At 63.4% G+C, this 22,798-nt stretch carries 14 protein-coding genes and 2 pseudogenes; 13 read left to right on the forward strand and 3 right to left on the reverse strand.

The window, feature by feature from the left end; all coding sequences use genetic code 11:
* Window positions 1-23: 23 nt before the first annotated feature.
* The 3 genes from BQ7477_RS02215 to BQ7477_RS02225 form a co-directional block, all read right to left on the reverse strand.
* On the reverse strand, window positions 24-464 hold the full coding sequence (locus BQ7477_RS02215) for a hypothetical protein (protein WP_084795605.1): 441 nt from the start codon (window positions 462-464) through the stop codon (window positions 24-26).
* Between the two features lie 224 nt (window positions 465-688).
* A complete protein-coding gene (locus tag BQ7477_RS02220) occupies window positions 689-1,939 on the reverse strand; it encodes an FHA domain-containing protein (protein ID WP_073982652.1) in 1,251 nt (416 codons plus the stop codon).
* The gene (locus BQ7477_RS02225) at window positions 1,936-3,357 is read right to left on the reverse strand and encodes a hypothetical protein (RefSeq protein WP_073982653.1); all 1,422 of its coding nucleotides are present in this window, start codon (window positions 3,355-3,357) and stop codon (window positions 1,936-1,938) included. Before BQ7477_RS02225 ends, BQ7477_RS02220 begins: the two co-directional genes overlap by 4 nt.
* A 143-nt stretch (window positions 3,358-3,500) precedes the next feature.
* On the opposite strand from BQ7477_RS02225, the gene eccCa reads away from it, so the two are divergent.
* The 13 genes and pseudogenes from eccCa to BQ7477_RS12230 all read left to right on the forward strand — a co-directional run bounded on the left by eccCa (window position 3,501) and on the right by BQ7477_RS12230 (window position 22,524).
* Complete coding sequence (gene eccCa / locus BQ7477_RS02230; protein ID WP_073982654.1) at window positions 3,501-7,553, forward strand: type VII secretion protein EccCa; 4,053 nt, start codon at window positions 3,501-3,503, stop codon at window positions 7,551-7,553.
* A gap of 85 nt (window positions 7,554-7,638) precedes the next feature.
* Window positions 7,639-8,511, forward strand: coding sequence for a PP2C family protein-serine/threonine phosphatase (locus tag BQ7477_RS02235; protein WP_073982655.1), 873 nt, complete (start codon window positions 7,639-7,641; stop codon window positions 8,509-8,511).
* Window positions 8,511-9,784 (forward strand): annotated as a pseudogene (locus BQ7477_RS02240) (FHA domain-containing protein). The gene BQ7477_RS02235 and the pseudogene BQ7477_RS02240 overlap by 1 nt, the downstream one beginning before the upstream one ends.
* A 310-nt stretch (window positions 9,785-10,094) precedes the next feature.
* A pseudogene (locus tag BQ7477_RS02245) lies at window positions 10,095-11,288 on the forward strand (PEP/pyruvate-binding domain-containing protein); the annotation flags it as partial.
* Window positions 11,289-12,253: 965 nt separating this feature from the next.
* Window positions 12,254-13,876, forward strand: a complete 1,623-nt coding sequence (locus BQ7477_RS02250) for an FTR1 family iron permease (RefSeq protein ID WP_084795607.1) — start codon at window positions 12,254-12,256, stop codon at window positions 13,874-13,876.
* 56 nt (window positions 13,877-13,932) lie between these two features.
* On the forward strand, window positions 13,933-14,577 hold the full coding sequence (locus BQ7477_RS02255; protein ID WP_073982656.1) for an iron transporter: 645 nt from the start codon (window positions 13,933-13,935) through the stop codon (window positions 14,575-14,577).
* A gap of 138 nt (window positions 14,578-14,715) precedes the next feature.
* A complete protein-coding gene (locus tag BQ7477_RS02260) occupies window positions 14,716-16,035 on the forward strand; it encodes a DUF2318 domain-containing protein (protein WP_073982657.1) in 1,320 nt (439 codons plus the stop codon).
* 10 nt (window positions 16,036-16,045) lie between these two features.
* The gene (locus tag BQ7477_RS02265; RefSeq protein ID WP_234968642.1) at window positions 16,046-17,323 is read left to right on the forward strand and encodes an ABC transporter permease; all 1,278 of its coding nucleotides are present in this window, start codon (window positions 16,046-16,048) and stop codon (window positions 17,321-17,323) included.
* Between the two features lie 5 nt (window positions 17,324-17,328).
* Window positions 17,329-18,627: an ABC transporter permease gene (locus BQ7477_RS02270; RefSeq protein ID WP_073982659.1), complete on the forward strand. Its 1,299-nt coding sequence runs from the start codon at window positions 17,329-17,331 to the stop codon at window positions 18,625-18,627.
* Between the two features lie 8 nt (window positions 18,628-18,635).
* Complete coding sequence (locus tag BQ7477_RS02275) at window positions 18,636-19,454, forward strand: ABC transporter ATP-binding protein (protein ID WP_200783453.1); 819 nt, start codon at window positions 18,636-18,638, stop codon at window positions 19,452-19,454.
* Window positions 19,451-20,014 carry an FMN-binding protein gene (locus BQ7477_RS02280; RefSeq protein ID WP_073982661.1) on the forward strand — a complete coding sequence of 188 codons (564 nt, stop codon included), beginning with the start codon at window positions 19,451-19,453 and terminating at the stop codon, window positions 20,012-20,014. The genes BQ7477_RS02275 and BQ7477_RS02280 overlap by 4 nt, the downstream gene beginning before the upstream one ends.
* Window positions 20,015-20,263: 249 nt before the next feature.
* Window positions 20,264-21,130, forward strand: coding sequence for an FAD:protein FMN transferase (locus tag BQ7477_RS02285; protein WP_073982662.1), 867 nt, complete (start codon window positions 20,264-20,266; stop codon window positions 21,128-21,130).
* A gap of 278 nt (window positions 21,131-21,408) precedes the next feature.
* Window positions 21,409-22,524, forward strand: a complete 1,116-nt coding sequence (locus BQ7477_RS12230) for a hypothetical protein (protein ID WP_234968643.1) — start codon at window positions 21,409-21,411, stop codon at window positions 22,522-22,524.
* Window positions 22,525-22,798: the final 274 nt, after the last annotated feature.

Below are 22,798 nucleotides of genomic sequence, written 5' to 3' on the forward strand. Positions count from 1 at the left end.
ACCCAACCACGCCCAGATCGGACCTAATAGTCCAAGTCGCTCGGAATGTTGGGCATGCCGGTCGTGTCCTGATCCCAGATCTGCTGCATCCTCTCGGAGCTGTAGATCGCTGAGACGCTCGACCCCTTCTCTTTCAGGTTCGACGCCGATGACGTATCGCCTTTCTCGAGTCGGTCAACAGCATCCCGTAATTCGGCGACAAACTTAGTGACGTTATTTGCCATTTGCGTCAGCGCAGTGATCTCCTGGTCCAGGTAAGTGGAGTAGCGGGCCTGGAAGGCCTGCGGCCCCTCCTCCACGCCCCACTTGCCAACCGTCTGCCCACTCCTGTTTGTCTTTAGTTTGTTGGCGGCCGTATTGAGCCTGGCCACGACGCTGTCCTCGCCCACGGTCAGCTTGGTGATCCACCCATTCCACCGCTGGTAGTCAGCCATCATTTCCGCAGGAACACTTTCAATACCCATGACAACTCCCTGATCGAAACGCGCCGTTGGAACGCATCTAGCCTACCAGATGGAAGGAGTGCACAACAGGAGGCTTAGTGGCGGGCCGGGGCGTGTGAGTGCTCCGCGCGCCAACTCGTGCAAGGCAACCGCCGCGGGCCACCGCAGACCACGGAACGTCGATCGCCGAAGTGACACCATCGCCACGCTCTGCGCTGCTAAAGCCAGCGTCAGGCAGAGACGGATTAACGCCTCTGGCGCAGATCAACAACGGAGATGAGGCGCTCGCCCAGCAGCAGCTGGCTGTTGATGGGTAGCTCGATGGGCCGCCCGGGAACAAGCGTGTGCGTGCGTCCGCCCGGGGTGCGTGCGCGCGTGCCGTTCGCCGAGTTGAGGTCCTCGATCGTAATTCCGGTCGCTGACGGCATGATCCGCACGTGCGTGCGCGACAGAGACCGCGTCTGGTCGTCGATCGCGATGGGGGTGTCGGCTGCGCTCAGTTGAGAGGGCGCGCGGCCAAGCACAATGGTCCTGTTAATCGGGATCGACTGGCCAGTGTCAAGCAGGAGTGCGGCCAGCGGCGCTGTCGCGGTGGGCGCAGCCGGGGTGAGTGAGGCCTTGGAGGGTGCGGGCGCAGTCATGTCTCCCGCCCCGCGTGCGTCGTACGGCGCGGACTGGGCCGGGGCAGGCAAGGGGACAGGACGCGTCGAGGGCGCCGTCGGTGCGCCAGGTGTCATCGGGGTACGAGGCGTGGGCGAGGTTGGTGCAGCCGGTTCGGCGCGGCGTGCGCTCTCCTGGGGTGCGGCGAAACGATTGGGCGCGGGAGCGGAGATGGCGATCGGGCGTCCCGGGGCCTGCGGGTTCGCGGGCACCGGCATGGAGAACGGCGACACGGGCGCGTGCGCTGCGCTCTCCAAGGGTGCGGCGGCACGTGGCTGATCGGCCCACGTATGCTCGCGAGTCAGGCCGGCCTGAGTCGACGGCGCTCCCGTCACGGACCCGAAGTTCGTGTAGCCGCCGACGGTGCGCGCACGCGCGTTCCCGTACGGACTCGAGGGAGCTGCGGCCTCGGCCATGGTGTCCTCCGGCGCAAAGGTCACGCACTGCAGCGAGCAGAGCTTCGCCATCCAGGACCCCTGGTAGCCGCCCACCAGCACGGACACGAAGGGAACCGGCACGATGATCGAGGTCAGCGCCGTCAGAGACACGTACCCGAAGGAACGCCCCAGAGAAGGACAGAGTTGGGAGGAATCAGCGCGCACCAACGCGCAGCGCGTGACGGACACTCCGATCGACCGCCCGGTGATGGCGATCATTATGGCCTCGACAGCCGCGAACTCAACCACCGTCGTCACGGTGACGGCAACGCTGCCGTGCGACAGCGTTGAAGCGACGAACGCGACCAATGCGGCCCCAAGAAGGTCAACGAGGAGCGCCATGGCGCGCTTGCCCGCAGACGCGGGAACGGGAACCAGGGCCGGTGAAGTGGGCGTCATAATACCTTCCGCCAAACTAAATCGAAGAGACCCGACCCGTAGGTCGCGGCCGGCAACAGCAAGGTCAGCGAGAAGCCTTGGACAATATCAATGATTCGGCCGACCAACGCCGAAGGTTCACGACCGGACCTGATGAGAGCGGTCAGTGGCACAATCAAAGCCAGCAGGCACAGAGACAGGGGGAGCACGACATACCGCGCGAGCGACAGCGTTTGGACCGCCGACTCTCCCGTCGAGCGCACGACGAACTGGTTCCATTCCGGCGCAAAAAATAGCGCCACCCAGACGACCAACGCGACGACGCGAGGCCCGTAATGGGTGAAGTGGTCGCGTTTAGCCCGCGAATTAGTCACCAACGCGAGGACCGCAAGGAGGCACAGCGCGAGCGTAGTGTAGCCGGCGTAGGGAACGGGGCCACCGACGGGAAGCTGATAGGCGGTGGCCGCGCCCGACACGAAGGCGATGATGGTGGCGCTCGACAGGATCGAGTGCGACCGGAAGTTAGCTTCCGCCAGTGTCTTATTGATGCGTGAGGGTGTGATACGCGACGGTGGGGGCAGAACTGTGAGGCGGATCGACGGCAAGCGCTTCATCACCAGCGGCAGGTCAAGGATCTGATGATCCGGGATCTGTAGTGCCAGGTGGGGCGACAACGAAACGAAGATGATCGACGCGGCAAAAATAAGGGGCGCAACCCTGATCGTGTTCAACATACTCAGGGAGGCCAGTGTCAGGGCCGCGGCGATCATCGCGAAACCCTGAACGGTGACGCGGGCACTCGCTGTCGATCGAGCGAACAGGACGAGTCCCGAGAGGAGCAGACACGACCAGGAAACGATGACGGGCAGCAGCGAAGCGGATCCGGGCAGCGGCGAGATCGCCACTCCGATGCTGATTCCGGACGCCGCGCAGCATCCAAAAAGAGCGAACCCGCGGGTGCAATGAGCCCGATCAGCAAGAGGCAACATCCAGATGAGCGCGCAGACAGAGCCGAGCGCCACACGGATCCATGTGCCCGTGATCCACGGGGGAAGCAGTTCGTTGCCCGTCGTGTACAGGGCGAGCGTTGGGGCAACGACACCGAGGAGTGTCAGAAGAGAGGACACGAATATAAAGGAGAGGGTCGCCATGGCGGGGCGGAAACGGCGGTTGCTGGTGGCCTGCCGGTCGTGCGCCAGGGCCTGAGCCGATTCCTGCGAGCCGACGATGGTCACGACGGAACCGGACGGAATGTCGCGACCGATGACGGCGCCGAGTTCGACGGGGCGTCCGCCGCCCAACGTGAGTCGCGCAGACAGCTTCGCCAGGTCGACCTCGATCAGAGCGAGCAGCCCCGCAATCGTCATGCCGACGGGGATGACGTAATCGTCCCGCCGGGAGCCGCCCACAATCGTGATCGATGCCTGAGCGTTTCCCACGCGCCCCTCCTCTCGTTGACTCTTAGGCCTGACCCACACACAGTATTGTGTCATCAGACGTGTGCTTGGCAAAAGTTCATCTCTGACGCACGTTAGGATAGCGGGGACGACTGAGAGCCGCGTGCAGCTACGAGGGAGGAACGATGGCTGACTCTGAGGATGTCTTAGAGGGCGTACCGGAGATGCCGGAGGGGAAAATCCCCATCCAGCCGCCGCCGAATCAGGCGGAGGCCGCAGGCATTGGTAACGTACTCGCCATGGTTATCCCCATGATGGGTTCCATGGGTGTCATGATCTTCATGGCGATCTCTCAGGCATCCGCAGGGGGCGGCCAGGGCCGTAACCCCATGATGCTAATGATGGCTGGCGGCATGGTCTTCGCGATGGTCGCCATGGTCGGTTTCAACGTGTACCGCCAGGTCTCCCAGCACCGCCAGAAAGTCAAGACGCTGCGCGGTGAATACTTGGCGTACCTGGCGGAGACCAGGCAGACGGTGCGTAACGTCGCGGATCGCCAGCGGGCATTCGTGAACTGGGCGCTTCCCGCGCCCGAGGCCTTGGTGGCGGTCGCGGAACAGGGCGAACGCGTGTGGGAGCGTGAGCCGGGTGTCGAGATGCTTAACGCGCGCGTGGGTGTGTCTGAACAGGGCCTTGCGATGGAACTGCTGCCCCCGGATTTGCCCCCAATGGCCAATCCTGACATCGTGTGTTTGTCGGCGATGACGCGCTTCATCGAGACGCACCGCAACCTGGACAGCGTCGCCTTCGGTGTTCCCTTGGAGGACTATTCGCATATCGAACTGGCGGGTCGCCACGACGACACGATTGGTATCGCGCGGCTCATCATGACGCACCTGGCGACCTTCGTGAGTCCCACGTACCTGCGCATCGCCGTGCTGTGCTCGCCGGATCGCCTTCCCGAGTGGGAATGGGTGAAGTGGCTCCCCCACGCCGGTTCGACCGTTGAATCAGATGCGGTTGGACCCGCCCGCATGGTCGTGACCGAGGCTGTTGATCTGCTGGATCTGCTCGGTTCCGATGTCGTTGATCGTCCAGCTTTTGCGCCGCGCGACGACCTTACCCCCTGGCCGCATGTCCTCCTCGTGTGTGACGGAGCCGAGTTGCCGGCCTCGACCCAGTTGGGTTCCCCAGAGGGTGCCGTTGGGGTGACGACCATTAATCTCCACGAAAAATGGGGTCCCTTGACCAGTCCCTCCACTGTGCGACTTCTCGTGCACCCTGCCGCTAAGGGTGAGACGCGGGGCGTGCTCGAAGTTAACCTTTTCAGTCACCAGGCCATCGTCGGCGAGTGGGAACGCGTCGGTCAAGCCCAAGCTGAGGCCATCGCGCGCCGTCTGACTCCCTTCGCATCCGACGAGGGAGCCAAGGAGAGCGAAACGCCGGTTGGGCGTTCCGACGTCAAGCGAACCGTTGATCTGCTGGAGCTGTTGCACCTGGGTGACATTCGAGACTTTGACCCCGAGCAGTCCTGGGTGCGACGCGTTGGTAGGAACCGCCTGCGCGTCCCCTTCGGTGTTACTCCCGAGGGCATCCCCGTCCTCCTTGACATTAAGGAAGCCGCGCAGCAGGGTATGGGTCCGCACGGCCTGCTCATCGGTGCGACCGGTTCCGGTAAGTCGGAGGTGTTGCGCACCCTTGTGCTCGCCCTCGCCCTCACGCACTCGCCCGAGCAGCTCAACTTCGTCCTCGTCGACTTCAAGGGCGGCGCGACCTTCGCCGGCATGTCGAACCTGCCGCATGTGTCTGCCATGATCTCCAACCTCGAGTCCGAACTGTCCCTCGTGGACCGCATGCAGGACGCCCTTAAGGGTGAAATGGTGCGCCGCCAGGAAGTCCTACGCGACGCAGGCAACTATGCGAACGTCACGGACTATGAGGCTGACCGTGTCGCTGGCAAGCACAGCTTCCCCCCAATGCCTGCCCTCTTCATCATCCTCGACGAGTTCTCGGAACTTCTCACCGCCAAGCCCGAGTTCGCGGACCTCTTTGTCGCAATCGGTCGTCTGGGCCGTTCGCTGTCGATTCACCTGTTGCTCGCTTCTCAGCGGCTTGAAACCTCGCGGATGAGAGGTCTCGAGTCGCACCTGTCGTATCGCGTGGGCCTGAAGACTTTCTCGGCCAGCGAGTCCCGTGAAGTTCTGGGCGTGCCCGACGCCTACGAACTTCCGTCCTTGCCTGGCTCCGGCTACCTCATGCCCGGAACCGACGAACTCATCCGGTTCCGAGCTTCGTACGTCGCAGCTCCACCGCCGCCGCGAACCGTTGCCTCCACCCAGATGTCCACGGCGGGCACGCCGGATCGCCAGATCAAAGTCCTGCCCTTCAGCCTCGCCCCCGTTCTGACCCGCGAAGAGCCGGGCGCCCCCCAGGCATCGACCGGCCAGGCTATGGTCCTGCCCGAGGACGCACAGTGGGCGGAGATGAGCGAGCTAGACATCGCGGTCGCCAAGATGGCTGGCAAGGGGATACCCGCCCACCAAGTGTGGCTGCCCCCGCTCGATGTTCCCGACACCTTCGATCAGCTCATGCCTGATCTGGCGCCGGTTGAGGGCCTCGGCTATGTGTCGAGGCAGTGGCGTGAGCGCGGCTCGCTCGTCTTCCCGATGGGTACCCGCGACCTCCCGCTCGAGCAGCGCCGCGATGTGCTGACCTTTGACCTGTCGGGCGCTGCCGGTAACTTCGCGGTCGTCGGCGGCCCGCTCACCGGTAAGTCGATGACGCTGCGTTCCCTCGTCATGTCTTTGTCGCTCATCTACACGCCGCAGGAAGTCCAGTTCTACATCATTGATCTGGGCGGCGGCACGTTCGCATCCTTCACGGATGCCCCACACGTCGCCGCTGTCGCCACACGTGACACCGACGAAATCCTGACTCGAATGATCGCTGAGATTCGAGGCATCATCGAGGATCGCGAGCGTTACTTCCGCGAACATAGGATCGACTCCATCGAAACCTATCGCCGCGGACGCGCTGAAGGGCGCTACGACGACGGCTACGGCGACGTGTTCCTCGTGGTCGACAACTGGGCGTCGTTGAAGGCCGACTTCGACGATCTCGACATGACGATCGGGACGATGCTCAGCCGAGCCTTGACCTTCGGTGTTCACCTCGTGGTGGCCACCTCGCGATGGAGTGACTTCCGTATGCAGGTGGCCGACATGCTTGGCTCCAAGCTTGAGCTCAAGATCGGTGACTTCCGTGACTCGGCACTTGACCGTAACGTCCAGAAGCAGATCCCCGGGGCTCGTCCCGGTCGCGGCGTCTCCATGTCGAAGCATCACGTGCTCGTTGGTCTGCCGCGCGCCGACGGCGATCCGGATCCGACGACAGTGACCGAGGGCGTGGCGGCTACGCTTCAGATGATTCGGGCGGCGTTGCCCGCGGGTCCCGGCCCGAAGCTGCGCCTGTTGCCCACAAAGATCACCGCGGCTCAGATCGCGCAGCTGCCTGGCGCGGACGCGCCCGTGCAGGGTCCCGCTCCCGCGCTCATGCTCGGTATCGAAGAGTCGCGTCTCGGTCCCTACCGCTTCGACCCGAATTCTGAACAACACCTTTATCTCTTCGGGGACTCCAAGTCTGGAAAGACTACGTTCCTGCGTTCCCTTGCGCGCGAAATCATGGCACGCAACACCCCGAATCAGGCGCGGATCATCTCTATCGACCTGCGTAGGGCCTCCCTCGGCGTCGTGCCCCCCGAGTATTCGCTCGACTACTTCACGCGCGTTGAAGATGTCGCCGCTTCGATGCGCGAGCTCGCTGATTTCTTCAAGATGCGTTTGCCAGGCGATGACGTGACCGCGGAGCAGCTCGCAACACGGTCGTGGTGGTCTGGTCCCGAGGTGTGGGTCCTTGTCGACGACTACGACCTGGTGGTGACTTCTGAAGGCAACCCGCTGATGCCGCTCCAGCCGCTGCTATCCCAGGCGGGTGATGTTGGTCTCCATCTGGTTCTCACGAGGCGCATGGGCGGCGTGTCCCGTGCCCTGTACGAGCGGGTCCTCCAGACGCTCATTGATCTGGGAACAACGGGCATTATGTTGTCTGGTAACCCTGACGAAGGTCAGGTAATTGGACGCATCAAGCCGGTCCGAGCTGTGCCGGGTCGAGCGATTGTCGTCTCGCGCGAGGAGGGCGTCTTCCGCGCCCAGTTGGCCTACTCAGACCCTGTCCGATAGCGCGTAACCATGCGCGGTGCGCGTGTAGAATAACCGAGTGAGGCGTTATCCCATGCGCTCAACGCAGCGAGAAAGAAAAAGGTAGATGGCTCTGGGTGAACATGCGGTGCGCCCCGCGCTTTTGTGGGGCGCGTCGACCGACATCGGTCCGGTCCGCGCAGAAAACGAGGACTCCTGGCTGGCAGTCCCGCCCGTGTTCGCGGTCGCCGATGGGATGGGAGGTCACCTCGGTGGGGCCCAGGCCTCGTCAAGGGCCGTCATCACGCTGCAGCAGTTCCTCAGTCCCGAACGCCTCGGGAATCGACCCGTGGATCTGGTTGATCTCTCGGTTGCCATTGACGCGGCAGCCTCCTCGGTAGCCTCTCTCGCGCCCGCCGACAATCCGATGAGCGCCCCCGGCACGACCCTGTCGGGTGTCATGGTCCTGCGTACCACGGAAGGACCCTACTGGCTCTCCTTCAACGTTGGTGATTCGCGCGCATACGTCGTGGGAGCCGGTGGCATTCGTCAACTCACTCACGACCACTCTGCCATACAGGAGGCTCGTGATCTCGCGGCCACGTCCGGGGCGCCCCGCGTCATCCCCCCGGCCAACGTTGTGACCAAGGCCCTGGGTGCCGGACAGCCCGGCAGTGTGAAGGCCGACTACACCATCATGCCGCTCGAAGAAGGCGATCGGGCGGTCATCTGTACAGACGGCGTGCATGGAGTCCTGCAGGATTCCCAGATTCACGCCATTGTTGCCGCTGGGGATGGGCCGCAGGGAAGCGCCGATGCGCTCGTGCGTGCATCCCTCGAGGCGGGGACTCGTGACAATAGCTCCGCTGTTGTAGTTTACGCAGGAACCGAATCACGAGTAACATTGACATCGAATGTCATGAATCGGATGATTCAACCAGTACGTCCGGCGTCGATCAAGACAGCGCGCCGGGTTCCTCGGAGAGAAGGCAGTAACTGATGCTTCAGATTGGACGCTTCCTGTGTCGCGGCCAAGGCGCGATGCTTGTCACTGGTCCGCTCGGTGCGGCGTTGGTTCCGCTGGATTTCGCGGACTCCGCCGCCGATGTCGTGTGGGGACGCGCTGACACGCAGGCCTGGCTCTCTCACGTGCAGGCAGAGCGGGGCGACGTCCTGCTGCTCGACTGCGCGGGCGAACAGCCCTACCTGACGGTGCTCGGCAATATTCAGCTGCGCATGCGCGCCGCAGGGCAGATCACCGAGCAGGTGTGGACCGACCCCATTTGGGCGTGGCCTTTTAACCCCGGCGAGTGGCAAACCTTCGAGGCGACCATCATCGAGGGCGACGAGGTCACGTGGATGGTTCCCGCCGCCGACCGCGTCGAGGCCGCTGAAATCCGTATCGGTCGCGCCCTGGACGAAGTCGAAGCCCTGGCTTCCATGCCCGTCGACACGATGGGCTTCCTCATCAACCCTGACATCCCCGACCACGAGCGCCGCGCCCGCCGCGAGGCCCGCGAGGAGCTGCCCGAGCCTGCTCCGCGTTCCACGTCAGTGGATCTCGCCGCCGTTGAGGCCCAGTTCCTTGCGGCCACCAGCAATGGACCCGTCTCGTTGCCTCCCTCTCCGCGCGCCTGTGCGCCCGCCGTTAAGCCCGCCCACGAGGCCTCGGATTCCTCCATTGACACGGCTGACAACGCAGATGAGCAGCAGGAGGAGGCGCCCGAGAAGGACGCCGAACAGACCTCAGGTGAGCTTTACGTCGTTTCTAACTCCGAGGAACCGCCGGTCGACACTGCCGAGTCCGCCGAGCGTGCGGGAGGCTANCTCCCGAGGCGATGAGTGCCGAGGGCCTGGCCGGCCTGGGCGCCGAGACGGACACCGAGGCCACGATTCTGCGTCTCGCCCCCGTCAACTCCGGCCCCGCTGCGCCCGTCGCCTTCCTGATCCACGGCGGCACCGTGCCCGTCGAAGTCTCGCGTGACGTCGTCATCGGTCGCGACCCCGACGCGCGCGCCCTGACCGGTCGCCCCGTGGCGACCGTGCTGCGCGTCCCCAGCCCGGCCACCGAAATCTCGCGTTCCCACTGCGCCGTCATGATGACGACGCCTGGCTCGTGGGCCCTCATGGACCTGGGTAGCGCCAACGGCACGGTCCTGCGCCACGCGGACGGCTCCTTCCAGGACGTCACCCCCATGGTGACGATCGCCCTGAACGACGGCGACCTCATCGACGTCGGCGAGGGGACCACCATCGAGTTCCGCGTGCGCTGAACGATTCTCACGCCGGACGTGGGGCGGGCCTTCGGGTCCGCCCCACGTCCGTCTGCCCGCCCCCGGTCGAGAAAACGCGGCGCCCGTCATCCGGTGTGACAGCGACGCCGATTGCCTGCCTAACCTCCTTGAAGCCCGTTTCCACGCGAGGAGACAATACCCGACAAGCAACCACGGCCTCGTCAATGTCAGGACAATCATTACGGGGTGTGTCTCGAAGTGACCTTAGTCCCTTGAAGCGTGTATCCTTGCCTGTGGTAGTGGCCCGCAGCCGGGCCAATCATCGCAAACAAGGAAGTTGAGGACCACGATGGTCAAGTATGTGTACGACTTCTCCGAGGGTGACAAGTCTATGAAGGACCTGCTCGGAGGCAAGGGAGCGAACCTCGCCGAGATGACGAAGCTCGGCCTGCCTGTTCCCCCTGGCTTCACGATCACCACCGAGGCGTGCCGCGCATACCTCAAGGAGTCGTCCGTCCCCGAGACGCTTGCCACCGAGGTCACCCGAGCCCTGCGAGGCGTCGAAGACAAAATGGGCCGCCACCTGGGCGACCCCACCAACCCGCTCCTCGTCTCCGTGCGAAGCGGAGCAAAGTTCTCCATGCCCGGCATGATGGAAACCGTCCTCAACATCGGCCTCAACGACGAATCCGTTCTCGGCCTCGCAGCCGTTAGCGGTAACGAGCGCTTCGCGTGGGACTCCTACCGACGCCTCATCCAAATGTTCGGCAAGACCGTCCTCGACATCGACGGCGACCTCTTCTCCGACGCCCTCGACGACCTCAAAGCCGAACGCGGCGTGAAGGGCGACACCGAGCTGACCGCCGAAGACCTGAAAGGCCTCGTCGACACCTTCAAGGGCATCGTCAAGGAACAGACCGGCGCGGACTTCCCGCAGGACCCCCGCACCCAAATGGACATGGGCATCGAAGCCGTCTTCCGCTCCTGGAACACCGAGCGCGCCCGCATCTACCGCCGCCGCGAACGCATCCCCCACAACCTGGGCACCGCCGTCAACATCTGCACCATGGTGTTCGGCAACATGGGTGAAAACTCCGGCACCGGCGTCTGCTTCACCCGTGACCCCTCCTCCGGCCACTCCGGCGTCTACGGTGACTACCTGGAGAACGCGCAGGGCGAGGACGTCGTCGCCGGCATCCGCAACACGCTGGCCCTGTCCGACCTCGAGCGCATCAACAAGCCCGTCTATGACGAACTGCGCGCCATCATGCGCAAGCTCGAAACCCACTACCGCGACATGTGCGACATCGAATTCACGATCGAGCGCGGCAAGCTGTGGATGCTCCAGACCCGTGTCGGCAAGCGCACCGCCGCCGCCGCGTTCCGCATTGCCACCCAGCTCCTCGGCGAAAAACTCATCACCCGCGACGAGGCCCTGGGTCGCGTCACCGGCGACCAGCTCACCCAGCTGATGTTCCCGCAGTTCGACGCCAAGGCCGACAAGGAGCTCATCGCCCGCGGCATGGCCGCCTCCCCGGGCGCCGCNCGGCGCGTCGCCTCGAAGCCCGGCCAGGCCCTGCCGCCACCCACCGGCACCGCACCCAGGTCCGCGTCTCGCAGCTTCCGCGTTTGTTCTTGTGACTGGGGGTGCTGCACCCGATCCGTAGGCAGTGCACCCGATCCGTAGGCATTGCACCCGATCCGTAGGCAATGCACCCGATCCGTAGGCAATGCACCCGTTCTGATCGGGTGCAGCGCGACGTAACGGGTGCAGCGCGACGTAACGGGTGCAGCCTGGCGGTGAGTCCGACCTCCCCGCTGATCGGAGTGGTTCCCCAACAATGTCGCACGTAATTTCCCTGTGGCTTGTTCAAATGTTGAATTTGTATCGTTGGAATTGCAACGTTTGTGGCCTATCTCGAAAAATGACCGAGTTAAATTACGTGCGAAATTTGGCTGGGGGCTTTCTTGATGACGCGTGTCGGCGCCGCAGCCAGGCCCTCCGGACCGTCGGGCGCGCTCCAATCGGTGGGTTCTTTCGTTTGAAATACCGGAGTGGTTCCCCAACAATGTCGCACGTAATTCCCCTGTGGCTTGTTCAAACATTGAATTTGCATTGTTGGAATTGCAACGTTTGTGGCCTATCTCGAAAAATGACCGGGTTAAATTACGTGCGAAATTTGGCTGGGGGCTTTCTTGATGACGCGTGTCGGCGCCGCAGCCAGGCCCTCCGGACCGTCGGGCGCTGCGTGCGCCTCGTCGTGGCTCGATGGAAGATGCATTTTGCCTGATCTGTCACCCTTTTATGGCATCGTGTCAGCAAGCGGCAATCCTGGGCCCTTAGTCCCTCGATGGGGGTAAGTCTCCGCGCTAAACACTGTCACAGCATGATCACAATTTAGGACAACCTAAGCAGACTACTTTCCACCTGTACGAGATGTGGCTACGCTGTTCGGTGGGAATTTCATCAACTCGGCGCCTGAGCGCCGACTCGTCAGGAGGCAAGCCGTGGCAGTGCTACGCGCCCACGCTGAACATGTCGTCCAGCGGTCTATTCGTCTTATCATCGCCCTGCTCATGGCAACTATTGTCGTGGCGGTTGTCGCCACACCCTCGCGGGCAGCCGAACAAACGTGGGGTGACGTGGCGACGACGATCAACGGAATCATCGACGAGGGGGTGAATGCGTACAACGGCGGCGACGCGAAGACCGGCAAGGACAAGATCAACGACGCCTACTACAAGCACTACGAGATCACCGGCATGGAGAAGCAGGTCATGGCCCGCATCTCCGGATCGCGTGTATCGACGGTGGAAATGGAGTTCTCGCTCCTGAAGAAAGCGATGGCGGACGGGGACAGCGCGGGCGTCACCAGTCATGCCACAACCTTGAAGCAGTACATCGTGGAAGACGCCGCTACCCTCGACGGCGTGTCGCCGTCCGATGCCGCCCAGGCCTCGTCTGACGACTACAGTCCCGGAGCGTGGGGTGAGGTCGCTCGAACGATTAACGGGATCATCGCGGACGGCGTCAACTCCTACAAGGGGGGTGACGCAAAGGCCGGCAAGGACAAGATCAACGACGCCTACTACAAGCACTACGAGATCACCGGCATGGAGAAGCAGGTCATGAGCCGCATTTCCGGCTCGCGTGTCTCGCAGGTCGAAATGGAGTTCTCCCTCCTGAAAAAGGCCATGACAGACAACGACTCGGCGGCTGTCGATGCGCATTACGCGACACTCACGAACTACATCCGTGAGGACGCCAACACCCTCGACGGCTACACCGGTAAGTCAGCGGCCAGCGGTTCGTCCCCGTGGATCGCACAGTTCCTGCCCTCTCTCCTCGTGATCCTGCGTGAGGGCATGGAAGCGATCCTGGTCGTTGCCGCCGTCCTGGCCTACCTGTCCAAAGCAGGTCACAAAAAGAAGGCCCCCATCGTGTGGGGCGGCGTGGCCCTGGCGCTCGCCATATCGGTTGGCCTGGCGTTCCTCTTCAGCTACGTGACCTCCCTGGCTGGAGCGAACCAGGAACTGTTGGAAGGCTTCGCCGCTCTCTTCGCGGTCGTTATGCTGATCTGGGTCTCGAACTGGATGATCAATAAGTCCTCCAACAAAGCGTGGGACAAGTACATTAAAGATCAGACGGATGCCTCTTTGACCAGCGGATCCCTCGTTGGCTTGGCCTTCATTTCGTTCCTCGCTGTCCTGCGCGAGGGCGCCGAGACGATCCTGTTCTACGTGCCGATCGTCGCTGCTGCTGGCGACAAGGTCCACTATGTGTGGATTGGCCTGGCCGTCGGCCTGGCCGCACTGGTCGTCATTTACTTGCTCATACAATTCGCGGCGGTGCGTATCCCGCTGCGCCCCTTCTTCACGGTGACCTCGATCCTGATGGCCTTCATGGCCGTCACCTTCACAGGCTCGGGCATCGGGGAACTCCAGGAAGCTGATGTTGTGTCCCTGACACCGATTTCTGGGTTCCCGACCATTGACCTCTTGGGGATCTATCCCCGAGTGGAGAACGTGGCCGCGCAGGCCGTCGTTCTCATCCTGATCGTCGGTCTCTACTTCTTCGGAAAAGCTCGCCTCGCCCGCGAGGCTGCCGCCCAAACGCGGGCCGAGGAATGACGCTCATTGAGCGACACCGACCTTTCACCCATTCAACACGCTAAGGAGATCAACGCATGAAGCGCTCCCTCTTCCGTGTCGGCGCGGCCCTGGCCACGCTGGCTCTCGCAGGCACCCTGGCTGCCTGCTCGAACAACTCTGCCCCCTCTCAAACGACCAAGACGGGCGCCACATCCACGGCCAGTTCCGACACCGGCGCCGACACCGGCGCGGCCGCCCCCGGTGAGGATGCTGGCTTCGAGGAGCAGCCCCTGGGCGACGATGTGCACGTCGGCCCCCTCGTCGTGGGTGGCGTCTACTTCCAGCCCGTTGACATGGAGCCCGAGGTCGGCACCCCGGCTGCGGAGTCGTCGATGCACGTTGAGGCGGATATTCACGCGGCACAGGATAATAATCTCGGCTTTGGTGCGGGCGACTTCGTGCCCGGTCTGACCGTGGATTACACGATCGCGGACAAGTCCGGTAACGTCGTTCAGCAGGGCACGCTCATGCCGATGAACGCCTCCGACGGCCCGCACTACGGCCTGAACCTGCCGAAGCTGGATGCCGGCACCTACGACGTGACCTTCACGATCAAGCCCCCCAGCGGCTGGCTGCTGCACACCGATAAGGCCACGGGCGTCGAGGGCCGCTTCTGGACTGAGCCGCTCGTCGCGGAGTTCCCGGACTGGCAGTGGGACCCCGCCGCCGTTTCCTGGTGATCGACGCGCGCGTTTGTCGGGGCCGAGGCGGTGGTTCGTGTATGGGACCGCTCGCCTCGGCCCTCGCCCCGTGAGGGGACTAGACTCGTCATCGGGGCCCAATGGCTTCGGTGAACCTTAATTGCGAGAGGAAAGCCAATGCTTCAACAGATGAGTGAAGCGACGTTGACGCTGCTGCTATCGATGCTTGTCGTCGGTGCCGTCATCCGCTTCATGCCGGCCGCGGGCCATGGCAGGCGCGGACGTCAGTCGCGCTCGTGGGCAGTCTGGTTAGGCGTCGGACTGGGCATGGTCTCCTCCCTGGTGCTGACGATTATTAACGTCGAGGCCCCCAAGGCCGTGGACCGTCAGGTCGTCGCCCTCATCACCTTGCCGCTTGCTGTTGTTCTCGGCATCGTCTTCCTGGCGCTGGTCGCGCTGCGGTCGCGTCGCATGCGGGTCCACCTGCCAGGGGACGCAGATGACGAGGCTCAGGCGGCCTCGTCGATGGAAACCCCCCTGTTCGGTGATTTCATCGTGCGCGTCGTGGGTGCGCTCGTCATCGCGTTGACGCTGTTCCGTTGCGTACCTGTGGCCATGAGCCAGGCGGTCATGATGACGTCGGGCGGCGTTGAAATCTATTCGACACCGATGGTGCTCGCGATCCTCGGCTACGCGCTGGCGTGGGTCCTCGTGTGTTTCTTGGCGTGGCTGTGCTACCGGATATGTTTGTGGAATAACCGACTGTGGCCCGCCGTCGTCATCGTGTTGTCGTTGCTGGTTAACTACGCCCTGCTGTTCGTGCGTATCATGAAGGCTAAGCACTGGATCAAGATTCCCAAGTCATCGTGGGATGTCATCGTCTGGTTCATCAACAACGAGGCTGTTTTTACGATCGTGGCTGCGTTGTCCCTGGGCGTCGTCGCAGTGCTGACCTGGCGCGCGTCCCGCTCGATCCCGACCGTGGGATCGAACCCGGCGGAGGGCCGCCTGGGACGAGCCCGCTCACGCCTATATAAGTCCATGGCTGGCACCGCTGCGATCGGCTACCTGTGCGGCGCGCTGCTCATCACCGTTGGTGTCGCATACGGCAGCCAGGAGGTCGAACTCTCAGCTCCCGAGTCGTACAGCGTCGTCGACGACCAGGTCAGCGTCAACCTGGCCGACATTTCCGACGGACACCTGCACCGCTACGAGTACACGACCTCCAGTGGTGTCAAGGTGCGTTTCATTGTCATCCAGAAGGCGGGGTCCGCTTTCGGGGTCGGTTTGGACGCATGCGAAATCTGCGGGCCAACCGGATACTACGAGAAGGACGGCAAGGTCATCTGCAAGCTGTGTGAAGTGGCGATGAACATCGCGACCATCGGATTTAAGGGTGGCTGCAACCCGATCCCCATTGAATACAAGGTCTCCAACGGCACGCTGACCGTTCCGATCTCGGTGCTCGAGGCCTCGGCCTCTGTCTTCGTGAAGTAGGGGGCTGACAGTGTTTCTTCGAATGATTCGCGGCGCCCTCACCCGGCGAGGGAACCGCCACCTGATGATCGCGCTGACGGTCGCGCTGGGAGCGTGCGTGGCCACGTCCATGCTCTCCGTCATGTTTAACGTGGGCGACAAGGTCAACCAGGAACTGAAATCGTACGGTGCCAACATCGTCGTGCGTCCTCAGGGCGCAGCCGTCCTCGATGACCTCTACAACACGGGCGAGGCCGCCGAGGCCCACTCGTACCTGCGCGAAGACGAGCTGGGCAACATTAAGACGATCTTTTGGACCTACAACATCTTGGACTTCGCGCCCCTGCTGAACGTGTCCGCCACGAACGCCAGCGGCGAGCACGTGCCCACCACGGGCACCTGGTTTAGTCACCACCTCGAACTGGCCACAGGCGAGAGCGTCGAAACAGGCCTGGACAGGCTCCGCGGATGGTGGGGGCTGGAGGGCGCGTGGCCTGCGGACGACGACGCGGATGGAGCGGTCGTCGGGTCGACCTACGCTAGCGCGCACGGGCTGGCCGTCGGCGACTCCTTCACGCTCACCCGCGAGGGGATCACGCGCGACTTCACGGTGCGTGGCATCATCACCAGCGGCGACGACGCTGACCGCGGCGTGTTTATTCAGCTGGCGCAGGCACAGGCACTCATCGGGCGTGAGGGGGCAGTCGGCAGCGTCGAGGTCTCAGCCCTGACCACGCCGGACAACGACTTGGCGCGCAAGGCTGCGAAGAACCCGAACTCGCTGACGGTGAAAGAAAAAGAAACCTGGTACTGCACGGCCTACGTCTCGTCGATCGCCTACCAGATCGAGGAAGTCATGACGGACTCTGTCGCTAGCCCTGTCCGCCAGGTCGCCCAGTCCGAAGGTACGATCCTCGAAAAGACTCAGCTCCTCATGGTCCTCGTCACCGTCCTGGCGCTCATCGCCTCCGCTCTGGCCATCGCGAACCTCGTGACTGCTGGCGTCATGGAACGCTCCAGCGAAATCGGACTCATGAAGGCCGTGGGTGCCAAAGATAAACAGATCATCGCGCTGTTCCTGACGGAGACGATCATCATCGGACTGGTCGGCGGCGTCGTCGGTTACGGCGGCGGCCTCGCGCTGGCCCAGGCAATCGGATACATGGTGTTCCACTCCTCGATCGCTTTCGCGCCCGTCGTCGTGGGCCTCGTCGCGGTCCTCGTCATCCTCGTCGTCCTGGGGGCCTCCATCCCAGCGATCCGTTACCTGCTGCGCCTCAACGCGGCTGAAGTCCTCCACGGAAGGTGATTCCCATGTCCAGACGAGCAATGTTCTGGCGGATGGTTATCTCCTCCATCCTGCGCCGCCGCTCCCGCGTCCTCATCGCGGTCCTCGCCGTCGCAATCGGCGCGACGACCCTTTCCGGTCTCGTGACGATCGCGGTGGACGTGCCCGCGCAGATGGCCCGCGAGATCCGCTCCTATGGCGCGAACCTCGTCGTTTCGCCTGCCGGGGATGGGGTCCTCACGGACGAGGCCGTGGCGACCGCAACCAGTTTGGTTCCCTCGGGCGCGCTGGTCGGTTCCGCGGCCTTCGACTACGAGACCGTCACCATCAATGACCAGCCGTATGTGGCCGGTGGAACAGACCTGGCGGCCGTGCGTTCCATGAACCCCTACTGGTACGTGGATGGGCAGTGGCCAGGTGAGTCCGGGCAGGTTCTCGTAGGAGAACAGATCGCCTCCACCATCGACGTCAAGACAGGCTCTACGATCACGATCAGCCAACTCGACGGATCAGCCTCCGCGAAGGCCGCCCAAGCGCAGGCCCAAGTCGGTGCCACGCCACAGGCATCGACGAGCCACGACGCTGCTACCCAGTCGGGCGCATCCACCTCCCCGGCCACCCAAGGCCCACAGTCCGGCGCCGGAACCCAAGGATCAGCCCAGGCCTCGGCCCTAGAACCCGACCCGCGTAGCGTCACCCTGACCGTCTCCGGCATCCTGAAGACAGGCGGCAACGAAGACGGCTACGTCTACATGTCCACCCAAGACATGGACGCGCTGACCGGGACCAGCGGCACCGTGTCGCTCGCCGAATACTCCATCGCCCTCGAAGGCAATGCGCTGAGCGCCGTCGCCGACGGCATGAACGCTGCGAACCCAGACATTCACGCCCAGACCGTGCGACGCCTCGCCCAATCCGACACGGGCGTCCTCACCATGCTGCGGTCCCTGCTCGTCGTCATCACCGTCATCGTCCTGGCCCTCACCATGATCGGCGTGTCCACCACGATGATCGCCGTCGTCACCGAGCGACGCAACGAAATCGGCCTGCGCAAAGCACTGGGCGCCACTGCACGCTCCATCACCACGGAATTCATGGGCGAAGGAATCATGCTCGGCCTCATCGGAGGCATCCTCGGTGCGGGAGCCGGCTACGGCCTCGCTGTCCTCATCTCCACCTCCGTGTTCCACCGGTCCATCTCGCTGCACCCGCTCATCCTCATCGGCACGATCGCCTGCTCGATCCTCATCGCCGTCCTCGCCTGCCTCCCGCCCGTGCGCCGCGCACTGGCCGTCGACCCCGCGCTCGTCCTGCGCGGAGAATGAGAACCACCATGACAACCCCCGACACCACCCCCGATTCGGCGCTCAACGAACACGAGCCAACCCAGGCCTCGCCTGCCACCACGGACTCCCTGCTCACCCTGGAGGGCGTCTCCAAAATCTACGGCGACCTGCACGCACTCGACAACGTCTCGCTCGAAATCCCGCGCGGCCAATGGGTCTCCATCGTCGGCCCATCCGGCTCCGGCAAGACCACCCTCATGAACATCGTCGGCGCCATGGACACCGCCACCAAGGGCACCGTCATGCTGGATGGACACGACATCTCCGACCTGACCGCCGACGAACTCACCGAAGTCCGCTGCCGCACCATCGGCCTGGTCTTCCAACAGTTCCACCTCATCGGCCACCTCACGGCCCTCGAAAACATCATGGTCGCCCAGTACTACCACTCGATGCCCGACGAAAAAGAAGCCCTCGAAGCCCTCGACCGTGTTGGCCTCGCAGATCGTGCCACCCACCTGCCCCGCCAACTCTCAGGCGGCGAACAACAGCGCGTGTGCGTGGCCCGCGCCCTCATCAACTACCCCAAGCTGGTCCTCGCCGACGAACCCACCGGAAACCTGGACGAAACCAACGAGGAAATCGTCCTCGACCTGTTCAACCAGCTCCACCGCGACGGCACGACCCTCATGGTCGTCACACACGACGCGCTCGTCGCCGAACAGGGCCAGCGCGAGATTCGGCTCGATCACGGTAAGGTCGTGAAAGAAACCTGGCACGACCACGACTTCGCGGCGCACGCCTCCGGGCCCGTCCTGCCCGGCCGTGACGGCGACGCGCGCAGCGGAAAGGACAAAGTACGATGACCGCTCGACCCGCCGACACCACCCGTTCGCGATGGATCGCCCCGGCCTCGTTCGCGGTCCTCGGCGCGCTCGGCGCAACCATCTTGGCCGCGTGCACGCCCTCCACCGGCCTCGACATGAGTAAGCCCATGAGCGACGGCACCTGGAGTGCGCAGTCCAACCCCGACGACCAAGGCTCCATCGGTACGATCACGATCACCGTAGAGGGTGGTCACATCACTGCGACCACCTACCAGACCACGCTTGCCGACGGCACTGACAAGGGTGCCGACTACGGCAAGAGCTCCTCGGGCGAGGTCTTCAACCAGGATTACTACAAGAAAGCGCAGGCCGCCGTCGCCTCCTACCAGGAGTACTCCGACAACCTGACCCAGGTCGGCGACCCCGCCAAGGTTGACGTCATCACCGGCGCGACTGTCGCCCACCAACAGTTCGTTCAGGCAGCCATCCGCGCCATCGCCGCCGCACAGGGCGTATCCCCCGACGGCGCCGACGACATCGACATCCCCGGCCTCAACGACTCCACGAAGGACGCCGACCTCGGGAACTCCGACGACTGATCCGAGCGGCGCGGGGACGCCTGTTAGCGCCCCCTCGGGGAACGAGGCCGTGGCCAGGTCCCGCCAGACCGCCGCCGTTACAGGCGACGAGGACGCCCCAGTTGGCGCCAATCGGGCGGATACAAACACGCGGGCCGCCCCCCAAGACGCGACGCATACACAGGCTGCGGGGACCGCACCCACCTGGCGTTCCTCGTTTCCCGCGATGGGCACCCGCGTGGACGTCATCGGGTGGGGCGGGNTGACGGAGTGCCGTGCCCCCGCCTCGACCTGGGGGGCGTCGCGAAGGGGTACACCGCTGACGCGTGCCGCGACCTGGCGGTCTCCATGGGGGCGCGCGGAGTTCTTGTGTCGGTGGGGACGTCGTCGGTGTCGGTGTTCGGGACCCGCGCCGACGGTTCCCCGTGGCGCGCAGGCGTGCGCGACCCGAACGGCGCGCCCACGGCCGTCTCTGGCGTCGTGGAACTTCCCGTGGGTGACATGGCGTCACTGTCGACGTCCGGGGACAACCTCGGGCCGATGGGTAGGGTGCGCGCGTGGGCTGCGCCCGATCCTGTGTCGGCTCCTCACGCGCGTGAAACATCGCGTGAAACAGGCGCGGCTGGCTGTGTGCATGGCGGTGCGCAGGACGGTGGGGACTGTGCCGGTCGTGATGCCAGCGGTGGCGTGTCAGGCGAGGGTTCCGTCGCGGGTGGCACTGGCTCTGATGGTGTGATCGCGCAGGCTCGCACTGCTGCCCGTACTCACCCCACTGTTATTGCTAGCGAGCCCGGCGCGCCCACCGGGGGAGGGCAGACCTCGTCCCTGCGTGAAACAACCCGTGAAACACCCGCGTGCGCGGCCGATGCTACCGTGTCCTCTCACGCCGATGGGGCGGCACCCTCCTCGCGCCTGCTGGACCACCACATCATCGACCCGCGCACGGGGTATCCCGCTCATGCAGGTGTGCGACAAGTCAGTGTCGTGGCCTCGTCGGGTGTGTTGGCTGAGGCCCTGTCAACGGCTCTGCTCGTTGATCCATCCATCGATGTTCCTGATGTCGTGGCTCGCTGGGCCCGCGTGACGGGTGCCCCGGCCTCGGCGAAGGTTGTGGGCCTGGTGCGTGCGGCGCGATGAACGAGCAGCTGATGCGTGGATGGGCCTGGGATGGGAAATGCTTGGTGCAAGGGTCAACCTGATCGGGAACATTCAACCCGATCAGAAGAGGTTGAACCTTACCAATTGGGTGTAACACCTCATCGGTAACAAGTGAATACCTGGGCAGGTGCTGTTGTCGGCCACCATTGTCAGGAGCTGGGGGGCATTTATCCACAGTCCTTTGTTCGTGTCGTGTGTTTTCCACAGGGGCAGCCGTTCTAGGTGAGGTGCTTTCGCCGTGCTGCAATCATCCACATATGAGTGACAATCAGCTGACCGTAATTCGTTCATCGTCGGGCTGTCGAATTCCTCGCGATATGCAAGATACATGCGTGTATCTACACATCATGAAGGGGTGCTACGTACGCGTCGACGATGCTCAATTCCTGAGTTCGCGATGGGCTGTCTGGGAAGCCGTGTCACGAGCACGATTGTTGGCTGTGCAGCATGCGGGGAGTGAAGATCGTGTCTTCATCGGAGCCAGTGCGCTCGTTGCTCGAGGTATTCCGTTGTGGGAAGCGAACCCCGATGTTTGCGTGTGGACTCCTTCGCGGCGTGGGCACAAATTGCTGCGCGCAGTCCAAGCGGAGGCTGTTCGGGTGCCTGCTGTCTCGGTCCGGTGGAGCGTCGTGCCACCCAATGCGCCGGAGCTTGAGCAAGTAGAGGGCATCACCGTCGAAGGAATCGTTGATGCTGGAGTGCGCATGGCTCTCTTCTCTGAACACTTAAGTGCCTTCGTGGCACTGTGTATGCTACTCAATCGACAGTCGCAATTTTCGGTGTTTACGCAGGACGTGGACCGGCAACGTTCGGATGGTCTGCGGGCCAATATGCTGGCAAGGCTCGAAGAACGCGCGACAGGCAAAGAAACTATCCCCTTCCGGAGAGCTAAACGCCTGATTGTTGCCGCTGACCCGGGCTGCGAGAACCCTGCTGAGGCCGCTCTTCTGTGGGTGGTGAAGTCGGTGAGTGCCTTCGAGGTCGTGACCCAGTTCGAGATCGTCGTCAACGGGAGGCGTTATTTTGCGGACATCGCTATTCCGGGACTCATGATCATCTTCGAGTTCGATGGGATTGGAAAGCTCGGAAAGAACGAAGCCGACTTTGCTCGGGCGAAGCGTGACTGGATCCAACGTGAAAATGATTTACGTGGCGCTGGCTGGACAATCTATCGATTCTCGTGGCCAGACTATGAGGATCTGACGCAACTGAGGTCCTTGGTAAGTGAGCTGTTGGGGCCTTTCCAATCCGTGATTCCATCCTCGGCTCAGGGCCTGTGGGCGAAACCCACGCCGGCATGTGATGGACCGGAGCGTCGGTTCCATATGGCTGCCAATCGTTGGGGAACCGCGCGAGAGGATTACACCCGTTAGGGAAGATTCAACCTGATCGGGAACATTCAACCCGATCAGAAGAGGTTGAACCTTACCGATCGGGTGTAACACCTCATCGGTAACAAGCGAATGCGTGGACGTAATCACGAACGGATGCCACTGCGGGGCGAAGCACCGAAACATGCGCCAGTGCATCAGGCCCCACAGATGTGGAGGGTGCCGGTGGGGCCAGGTTGCGGTGCAGGTGGGCGGTGGCAGGGCCTGGCCGGGCTTCGAGGCGACGCGCCGAGCGAAGCTCGCGGCGCGGACGGCT

Source organism: Actinomyces bouchesdurhonensis (genome assembly GCF_900128465.1).
Lineage (GTDB): Bacteria > Actinomycetota > Actinomycetes > Actinomycetales > Actinomycetaceae > Pauljensenia > Pauljensenia bouchesdurhonensis.

Bases quoted from the DNA above. Each gene is read 5' to 3' on its own strand.
- BQ7477_RS02215 (WP_084795605.1), bottom strand. From the start codon at position 464: ATGGGTATTGAAAGTGTTCCTGCGGAAATGATGGCTGACTACCAGCGG.
- BQ7477_RS02220 (WP_073982652.1), bottom strand. From the start codon at position 1,939: ATGACGCCCACTTCACCGGCCCTGGTTCCCGTTCCCGCGTCTGCGGGC.
- eccCa (WP_073982654.1), top strand. From the start codon at position 3,501: ATGGCTGACTCTGAGGATGTCTTAGAGGGCGTACCGGAGATGCCGGAG.
- BQ7477_RS02235 (WP_073982655.1), top strand. From the start codon at position 7,639: ATGGCTCTGGGTGAACATGCGGTGCGCCCCGCGCTTTTGTGGGGCGCG.
- BQ7477_RS02255 (WP_073982656.1), top strand. From the start codon at position 13,933: ATGAAGCGCTCCCTCTTCCGTGTCGGCGCGGCCCTGGCCACGCTGGCT.
- BQ7477_RS02260 (WP_073982657.1), top strand. From the start codon at position 14,716: ATGCTTCAACAGATGAGTGAAGCGACGTTGACGCTGCTGCTATCGATG.
- BQ7477_RS02270 (WP_073982659.1), top strand. From the start codon at position 17,329: ATGTCCAGACGAGCAATGTTCTGGCGGATGGTTATCTCCTCCATCCTG.
- BQ7477_RS02275 (WP_200783453.1), top strand. From the start codon at position 18,636: ATGACAACCCCCGACACCACCCCCGATTCGGCGCTCAACGAACACGAG.
- BQ7477_RS02280 (WP_073982661.1), top strand. From the start codon at position 19,451: ATGACCGCTCGACCCGCCGACACCACCCGTTCGCGATGGATCGCCCCG.
- BQ7477_RS12230 (WP_234968643.1), top strand. From the start codon at position 21,409: ATGAGTGACAATCAGCTGACCGTAATTCGTTCATCGTCGGGCTGTCGA.